Here is a 9194-nt window from a genome sequence, read left to right as displayed (position 1 = left end):
ATGGCAAGCTCTCATCATGATACATCCTAGGACCACAAGCGGTGCAGTTGCAAAACCAAATTCTTCTGCTCCTAGTAGAGATGCTATAACGATATCCCTACCTGTTTTCATTTGACCATCGGCCTGTATTCTTACTCTACCTCTGAGGTCATTTAGGATAAGGACTTGATGTGCTTCAGACAGACCGAGCTCCCAAGGAAGACCTGCATGTTTTATGGAGGATATAGGGGAAGCACCGGTTCCACCGTCATATCCGGAAATAAGAATCATATCAGAATGAGCCTTTGCGACTCCAGCTGCGACTGTTCCTACTCCCACTTCTGAAACTAGTTTCACACTTACTCTGGATTCAGGATTTACATTTTTCAGATCAAATATAAGCTGTGCCAGATCCTCAATAGAGTAAATATCGTGATGTGGAGGAGGTGATATCAGGTCTATTCCAGGAGAAGTGTGTCTTGTAGCAGCGATCTCCTCAGTAACTTTGTGACCAGGAAGATGCCCACCCTCACCAGGTTTTGCTCCCTGAGCCATTTTTATTTGAAGCTCATCAGCATTTACAAGATAATGTGTAGTAACTCCGAATCTTCCGGAAGCTACTTGCTTGATGGCACTTTTTCTGTTGTCAGCAAATCTTTCAGGATCTTCTCCACCCTCACCGGAGTTGGATTTACCTCCGATTGTATTCATGGCTATAGCCATGGCCTCATGAGCCTCTCTCGATATAGAACCAAAGGACATAGCCCCTGTAACAAATCTTTTCATTATACTTTCGATAGATTCTACTTCTTCTAGCGGAATGCTTTCTGACCCTTTAAATTTGAAAAGTCCTCTTATTGTTGCCAGCTTTTCTCCCTGGTCATTGATAATTCCTGCAAATTTTTTATATTCTTCATAGTCATTTGTACGGGTAGAGTGCTGAAGTGCCGCAACTGCCTCAGGGCTAAACAGACGTCTTTCACCGTCTTTTCTCCATTTGTAGTCACCTGTATTAGGTAGTACTTGAGGATTGGGATTATACTCATCTCTTGCTTTATCCACAGTCTGTTTTACACTTCTTTCTACTCCCTCTATACCGATACCTTCAATTCTTGAGGTAGTCCCTGTGAAGTATTTGTCAATTAGTTCCCTCTTAAGTCCCACAGCTTCAAATATCTGCGCTCCTCTGTAACTCTGAACAGTGGATATACCCATTTTCGACATTATTTTTACAAGACCTTTTCCTATGGCCTTTAAATATTTTGCCTTTTTCTTGTCAGCATTTTGAGAAGTCATATAAAGTTCATTTTCTACCATATAGTCGATAGACTCTAAGGCAAGGTAAGGATTTACAGCAAGAGCTCCGTATCCGATAAGAAGAGCGAAATCCATTACCTCCCTGGCATCTCCAGTTTCTACTATGATATCTGCACCATTTCGTTTATTACTTTTGATAAGGTAGTGATGCAGCCCTGAAGTAGCCAAAAGACTAGGAATTGGGTACTGGTTTTCTCCTATTTCTCTGTCACTTATTATGATAATGTTACATCCCTCTTTGATTGCAGTCTCAGCCTTTTCAAATAGGTTCTTCAGTCCTTTTTCTAGCCCGCTCTCAAGATCAAAAACCATAGGGATAACGGCAGATTTAAAGTTTTCCTCGTTAAGTGAAGCGATCTTATCCAGATCTTCATTTGATATAAACGGTGTGTCCATTTTTATAAGCTTCGCTTTGTCGGCAGTTTCTTCCAAAATGTTTCCCTGTCTACCAATATTGGTAGTTATTGACATTACTACGTCTTCCCTGATAGGGTCAATCGGAGGATTTGTTACCTGGGCAAAAAGCTGTTGGAAATAATTGAAAAGTTTCTTATCATTTCCAGATAATACCGCAAGGGCAGCATCATTTCCCATAGATCCTATAGGTTCCTTTTCATCATTGGCCATAGGAGTGATTATTTCATGAAGATCTTCCCTGGAGTATCCAAAGGTCATCAGCCTGTTGAAAATTGTGTCAAAGTCGTTTTCATATCTAGAATCTTCCTTAGGGAGGTCTTCTATATTTTTCTTGTTTTCAGCCAGCCACTGACCAAAAGGTTTGTCTTCGACTATTTTTTCTATAATCTCTTCCTGGGTAAGAATCTTACCCTCTTCAAGATCTATCATAAGAACCATTCCAGGCTTTACTCTGAAATTTTCTTTTATATCTTCCGGTTTTGTTTTAAGAGTTCCAGCTTCTGATGCGAGAATGATGGTATCGTCGTTTGTTATTGTGTATCTCGCAGGTCTCAGACCGTTTCTGTCTAGTTTTGTGACTATCTGGCTACCATTGGACATGACAAGGGCAGCTGGACCGTCCCAAGGCTCCATAAGACCTGAATAGTATTCATAAAAATCTTTCAGCTCTTTTTTTATACTCGGATCCTTTTCCCATGCAGGAGGAACGAGTATTGAAGCTGCCTGGAGCAGTGATTTTCCAGAAGCTACTAAAAATTCCAAAGCCTTGTCCAGGTTTGAAGAGTCACTCCCTACAGGTCTGTTTATAGGGAAAATTTTATTGATATCTTTTCCAAAGACATCATTGTTGAGCTCAGGCTGTCTTGCAGTCATCCAGTTTACATTTCCCTTGATGGTATTTATTTCACCGTTATGTGCCACATATCTGAAAGGATGTGCCAGATCCCATGAAGGGAAAGTATTAGTACTGTATCTTTGGTGTACTATAGCAAGAGCACTGAGAGTTCTCTCATCGTTTAGGTCTTTATAAAATCCTAAAATCTGGTCAGGCTTCAAAAGTCCTTTATAGACTATTGTATTGCTAGACATTGATGGTATATAGAAAAATTCCTCTTTTTCAAGAGAAAGCTTAGGTATTTCATTCTCTATTGATTTTCTTATAATATATAGTTTTAGTTCGAAATTTTCAGTCCCTGCAGCTTTTTTAATAAAAACCTGCTTTATAAATGGAGTTGTTTTAGCTGCTGTTTTTCCTACCTTGGTCGGATCCACAAGAACATCTCTCCAAGCCAAAACTTCTTGTCCTTCATCTTTTATTATTTTTTCTATAATCTTTTGACATTTTTCTCTTTCTGAAGTTTCTTGAGGAAAGAAAATCATCCCAACTCCGTAATCTCCAAATTCTGGAAGACCTTTTATCTCAGATCTGAAGAGCTTGTCAGGCATCTGTATGAGAATTCCAGCTCCGTCTCCAGTGTCAGGATCTGCCCCTACAGCTCCTCTGTGCTCCATTTTTTCCAGTATCTCAATTCCTTTTTTGACAATATCATGAGTTTTCTGACCTTTTATCTGTGCTATAAGTCCTATTCCGCAGTTATCTTTTTCGAACTCGGGAACATATAACCCCTGTTGTTTTGGAACCCCTATTCCTCTTTTCATGTTAAACCCCCTCGTATCTTACATATTAAATTACTTATTTATTAACTCAATTCCCCTTAAAAAAACACCTGTAATTTATACCTTGAAATTTTTTTGACCCCAAAAAGTCATAATTAAAATATTTTGATAAAAAAAGCCCTACTTTCTCTTTATAATAGAGAAGTAAAGCAACGTAATACCTGCAAAAGTCAAATTGTTGAAGGTTTTATTAGACATTATGACAAGATACCACATCAAAATATGTTTAAACTAAATTATGTTAGTGTCTGCTAAATAATTTAGTAAACTAATACCATTAAATAATACATTGTTTGAAATGGGTGTCTTATCAGACTACACAATTTCGGAATATATTTCAAATATATTATTTCAAATCGTAAGATATATATAGTCAATGATCACTTTTTTTTAGAATTTTGTTTCTGTTTTGAAACTAAAAGGACGTAAAATGAACTTAAGACATTGAAAAAACATAAAAGTATTTATGTAGATAAGGAAAAATAATATAAATTGATTTAAATATTTTCTGTTTACTGTAGTTAAATTTTATTAATCTTAAATTAATTGAATATTAATAAAGAAATATATAATTCTTATACGAAGCTTTTGTCTAAATCCTGTATTTATTTTAAAATTTAATTTAATTTTTCTAAAAAAATTGAAGGACAAAATAAAAAGGTCAGCTTTTTTAGCTGACTCTTAAAATTATTAATTTACCTCATTATAAGCCCATTCGAGCCATGAAAGCATAATATCAATGTCCTGTTTTTCCACTGTTGCACCGCACCATACTCTTATTCCCTCTGGAGCCGTTTTATAGGAGTTTATGTCATAAGCTGCTTTTTCTTCTTCCATTAACTTAAGCATTTTTTTTCTTTTTTCAGTTGGCAGGTCTAGTGTCAGACATACACTCGTATTAGAACGGATCTTAGGATCAGTGGCTAAAAAATCAATCCATGGATGTTTTTCTACAAAAGTCTCTATAGTCTTAAAGTTATCCATGCTTCTTTTAATGAGTCCAGAAAGACCCCCTATAGACTCTGACCATCTCAGTGCATCTAAATAGTCCTCGTTGCAAAGCATAGAAGGAGTATTTATAGTGGAACCTTCGAATATCTCTTTTGCTATTTTACCGTCTTTTTTCATCTTGAAAATCTTGGGCATGGGCCACTGTGGCGAGTAGCTCTCTAAACGTTTTACTGCACGAGGAGACATTATAAGCATCCCGTGACCGGCCTCTCCTCCCAAAACTTTTTGCCATGAAAAAGTGATAACATCCAGTTTTTTCCATGGTATATCCATTGCAAAAACCGCAGAAGTGGCATCACAGATAGCAAGTCCTTTTCTGTCATCTGAAATAAAATCGGCATTAGGGATTTTCACTCCGCTGGTTGTACCATTCCACGTAAATACCAGATCATTGTCACAGTGGACATCAGAGAGATCAGGAAGCTGGCCGTACTCTGCAGAAAACTCCCTCACATTGTTTAGTTTAAGCTCTTTTATGATATCTACAGCCCATGATTTTCCAAAGGCATCAAAATGAATAACGTCGATTCCCCTTGCCCCCAAGAGGTTCCACATTGCCATCTCTATAGCTCCTGTATCAGAAGCCGGTACTATTCCCACAAGGTAATCCTCGGGAATCCCTAGTATTTCTTTTGTTTTTTCAATTGATTCCTGAAGCTTTGATTTTCCAAGGACGCTCCTGTGAGACCTCCCCAGTGGTGCATCTTTTAAAGCGTCTAAGGTGAACCCAGGATGTTTGGCACAAGGACCGGAAGAAAAATTAGGATTCTTCGGTTTTGTATTTGGTTTTTTGTTCATGAAATTATCCCCCTTTTGAAACACATGATGATTTAGTAAATATTACTATAATATAAAAGATTACCCAAGTTATTTTTTATATTAACTATTTTATTATAACTCATAAAATATCAAGAATTTGAGTCATCTCATTTATTTTATAATCAGCTGACTCTGCATCTGGAAATATGTTTTCTTCATCAAATAATATGGTGTTAATTCCCATGGATTTTGGAATTAGAATATCTTTTTTGTAGTCATTTCCCACCATGACACACTCACTGGGAGAAAGGTCAAAAGTTTTTAATATACTCTCAAAAAATCTGGTGTCAGGTTTTTCAAATCCAAGCTCCAGAGATGTAAAAAAACAGGAGAAAAAACAATCTATTCCCACTCTTTTCAGAGCTGACTTCATCAGTTCCGTGTCTGATTCTCCTGCATTGGATGCCACACATAGGGTGTAGTTCACTTTTAGTTTAGAAAGGACCTCTCCTACTCCCGGTATTATTTCTACATTTCTCCAGTAAGCCATAGGTCCACTGTCACCAGAATCTCTCATAAGGGTATCGCCCCAGTCGAAAATTATGACTTTAATATTTTTTATCATATAGCTTCTCCTGTGTAGTGGATATAATTTGAGATTTTTACATACTCAGATTTCAATTGCCTTTGAAAATTTGTTTAAATATGGATAATCAAAGAAATTCTTTCTGGACATAGGGTGAGGTCATAAGGGAAAGGCAGCCTCCGTAATTTACTCTAAATCGGATTTTATCCCCAACCTTCAGATTTTCTTCGGCGTCAGTTACATCTAGTATGAGGTGGTCGCTGCTTCCTCCGAGAATATTTATATTATGGTCAAGGGGAGAGATGTCTTCAGGATTTACATCCTGCCTTCCTATGGCGCATATTGCCCTGGAGCGAATACCCATGTCGACAAAAACAGGTTTATTTCCGAAGGCATCCAAACCCTGCTCTCCAAGGGGGAGAGATGGTTTCTTTCTCAGCTCGATTATTTCGGCCTCCAGGATAAAGGTGTCTGTGAGCAGGCCTTCAATTGGAAGATGGTCGATTCCTATCCCCAAAATTATAGAGGCTCCCAGTCTGAGTTGATTTATCCCCTTTGGAAGCTGGTCGTCCTCAAAGAGGCTTATGGATCCTGAGTTCCCTCCGGAGATCACTTCTAAATTTATATTAAAGAGGTCTTTTATCTTCTTTTTCATCAATATAAGTTTTTCTAAAATCTGCCTGCTGGGAATTACTGCACCATAACAGCTGAGATTAGTCCCTATTCCCAAAAGATTGATATTTTTCAGATTAACTATCTCAGACACTGTCTTTAAAATTTCACTTTCATAAAAAAGACCCTCTCTCAGATCTCCTAAATCAATCATGAGAATTAGATGGATAACTTTTTTTTGAATATAAGCTTGTTCTGATAGTTTTTTTATTGTGAAAATCTCTGATACTAAAACCGTATCAGCATATCTTACGACATCTTCTGCCTGGCTTGGCATGGGGATTCTTAGAAGCATTTTTTTGCAGTTGATATCTGTCAGCTTCTTCAGATTTTCAATTCTTGAATCAGCTATGATCTTTATTCCAGAGTCAACTAGAGCCTGTGCAATAGTTGGGTTTCCACACACAACTTTTGTAACCCCTGCTACCTCTATACCTTTCCGGGAAGATTCCTTTACCAGGATGGAACCGTTCTGCTTTATTTTTTTTATATCTACTAATAATTTTGGATATGGCATTTTAACTCCTTTAGAGTCTTGATATTTACTGTCTTCAGAGTTTTTTCACTGCTTCTTCATAATAAAGTTTTCTCTTTAATTACAGCTATATAATATCAAAAAAATTTAAATAGGTATATATCCTGCTTTTAAATTTAAAAACCGGGATTAAAAAATACTCCCGGCTTTAGGATATGTTCAATTGAAGTTTCCTATAGTTTATGGGCTGATTCTTACATATGTTATAACTAATCTAAATGTGGTTCTGCTCTTTCCATAAGAGCCTGTATTATAAGAGGGTCATTGGCAAGAGGTTCAGTAAGTATAAATTCTATATCTCCAAGCTCTTTTTTCAGAAGTTCAAGTTTTTCCGGTATATGCTTTCGAATATGAGTTCCTCCGAAGAGGAAGTAGGGAAGGATGATGATCTCTTTTATACCTTCCTTGTACATTTTTTTTATACTCTCTTCAATAGTAGGGAGAGCAAGAGAAAGGTGAGCTCCTCTTACGGGAATGCTTTCCTTTTTCCCTATAATTTTTACAAGGTCTTCAAAGGCATCATTTCCTTCTTTTATTCTGCTTCCGTGACCTATAATAAGTATTCCTTTCATCTCTCCTCCTAAATATAATTTTATTTTCTTTAATATGGAAATTTAATTTACAGGAGTATAACCTCTGCCGCTTTCTTCCATAATAAATTTTCCGTCTTTGTATTTCAACTGAAGAAAAATCTGTATATCTTTCTGATCAGGATGTGCAACGCTGTCCTGTATTTTCTGAGAAACCCCTATACTTCCGGGAGTTTTAGAGAGTTTAAACCCGCTTTTCCTGTAAAATCCAGGTGAGACATATATTTTTCCAGGGAGTTTGGGAACATAGCCCTGAGAATTTATCCAGTTTTCCGACATTGTCATTATATTCTCTCTGGTTATAATTTGTCCAGTCCTATAATTGAAATTGAGTCTGAAAACTTCATCGCTGCTGATGTTATAGTAGAGGTATTTCCCATATCCGAGATTAACCTCTTTCATATTATTATCATTTGTCTTATTTAGAACAGTTATTCTTTTATCGTAATGTTTTCTGACGATGCCAATGAATGCCTCTTCTGTCATAAGCACCGTGTAGCTAGCGAAAGAGAACACTATGAGATACAAAAAAATCTGTGAACTGAATTTAAATATTATTTTGAAAATAAAACCTGTAAGTGAACCTACAATCAGACTGAGAACAGGAACGGCAAGAAAGAGAAAAAGCCACATCATTTCAAGGTTTGAATCGGTATAATAAATGGTCGCAGCTATAGCAGAGACAAGTATAATAACTGCAGATATTATTATCCCTGTAATCTCTCTTTTATTCATAAAACCTCCTCTGTTCAGAGTTTTTTCTTTTATCTATATTAGTGCGGAGTTAGTTTTTCCTCTATAGGGCCCATAAAAATTTAAATCTGGTTTTTTATGTGTGACATGAAAATGACATTTTTTTAAGATAATCTGTTTAAAGTTTTTTTAAAAAATTGTCATAATGAATATAAAAATTAAAAAAAAATAATATCATTATAAAAAAAGTCAGTAAAAAATCCGGTTTTAGAGGTATTATTAAGTAGGGGATATAAATAAATGTGAGGTGTGGCATGAACGGAATAAATAGTGATACTAAAATTGAAGAGCTGCAGTTGACTTTGGAGAAACAAAACAGGTTATATTATTTGACGGTAAAACTCCAAGGTGTGATTAGGTCATCAGAAAATGAAATTGAACTTTTTACAGGTATATCCAGAGTGTTTATGGATGATGCAGGTTATAAATTTGCCAGTATAGAGAGATTTATAGAAAAATCACAAGAAGGAACAAAGAAAGCAACAATTATAGAGGCATTTCAAATGGCTGACTCTTTTGAATCATCTCTGTCCATTCCGCTTGTATATGATTCCCTGAAAGTTGGAAATCTGAATCTTTATTCTGATAAAACAGATATTTTCGGACAGAATGAGAGGGAAATTCTGGAAAAACTGGCTGGGGAAATAGCATACGGCTTCTATATTCTCGGGCTGAAAAAAGAAAGGGATATGGCTTTGAAATCCCACCGGAAAGCACTTCTTAATGCAATAGAAGCCTTTGTGATCACAATGAAAAAAAGAGATCCTTATACAGCAGGACATCAGCAGAGAGTCACAGAGCTGGCCGTGGCTATAGGTGAGAATATGGGACTTGATAAAAATCGTATAGAGGGACTTCGTTTAGGGGCTATGATACATGATATAGGAAAGATAAATGT

The 9194-nt window shown here is 36.4% G+C and carries 7 protein-coding genes; 1 reads left to right on the top strand and 6 read right to left on the bottom strand.

Annotated elements, in window-relative coordinates; translation table 11 throughout:
• The 6 genes from gltB to ABZA26_RS02735 form a co-directional block, all read right to left on the bottom strand.
• Nucleotides 1-3372, bottom strand: a 3372-nt coding sequence (gene gltB, locus ABZA26_RS02760; protein WP_372712997.1) for a glutamate synthase large subunit, incomplete at its 3' end; no start/stop codon positions are given.
• 708 nt (nucleotides 3373-4080) lie between these two features.
• Nucleotides 4081-5199 carry a phosphoserine transaminase gene (locus ABZA26_RS02755; protein ID WP_372712996.1) on the bottom strand — a complete coding sequence of 373 codons (1119 nt, stop codon included), beginning with the start codon at nucleotides 5197-5199 and terminating at the stop codon, nucleotides 4081-4083.
• A 100-nt stretch (nucleotides 5200-5299) separates the two neighbouring features.
• Entirely contained in the window at nucleotides 5300-5785 is a 486-nt protein-coding gene (locus ABZA26_RS02750; protein WP_372712995.1) for an HAD family hydrolase, read from the bottom strand.
• A gap of 88 nt (nucleotides 5786-5873) precedes the next feature.
• The gene (gene orr / locus ABZA26_RS02745) at nucleotides 5874-6935 is read right to left on the bottom strand and encodes an ornithine racemase Orr (protein ID WP_372712994.1); all 1062 of its coding nucleotides are present in this window, start codon (nucleotides 6933-6935) and stop codon (nucleotides 5874-5876) included.
• Between the two features lie 227 nt (nucleotides 6936-7162).
• Complete coding sequence (locus ABZA26_RS02740) at nucleotides 7163-7525, bottom strand: sirohydrochlorin chelatase (protein ID WP_372712993.1); 363 nt, start codon at nucleotides 7523-7525, stop codon at nucleotides 7163-7165.
• Nucleotides 7526-7567: 42 nt separating this feature from the next.
• Nucleotides 7568-8278, bottom strand: coding sequence for a hypothetical protein (locus ABZA26_RS02735; protein ID WP_372712992.1), 711 nt, complete (start codon nucleotides 8276-8278; stop codon nucleotides 7568-7570).
• A 272-nt stretch (nucleotides 8279-8550) separates the two neighbouring features.
• On the opposite strand from ABZA26_RS02735, the gene ABZA26_RS02730 reads away from it, so the two are divergent.
• Nucleotides 8551-9194 (top strand): HD-GYP domain-containing protein (locus ABZA26_RS02730; protein WP_372712991.1); only part of this gene is annotated, 644 nt, incomplete at its 3' end.

This window comes from Ilyobacter sp. (assembly GCF_041583315.1).
Lineage (GTDB): Bacteria > Fusobacteriota > Fusobacteriia > Fusobacteriales > Fusobacteriaceae > Ilyobacter.
The sequence above is the reverse complement of the archived record's forward strand: the minus strand, read 5'-3'. Positions and strand labels throughout refer to the sequence as shown.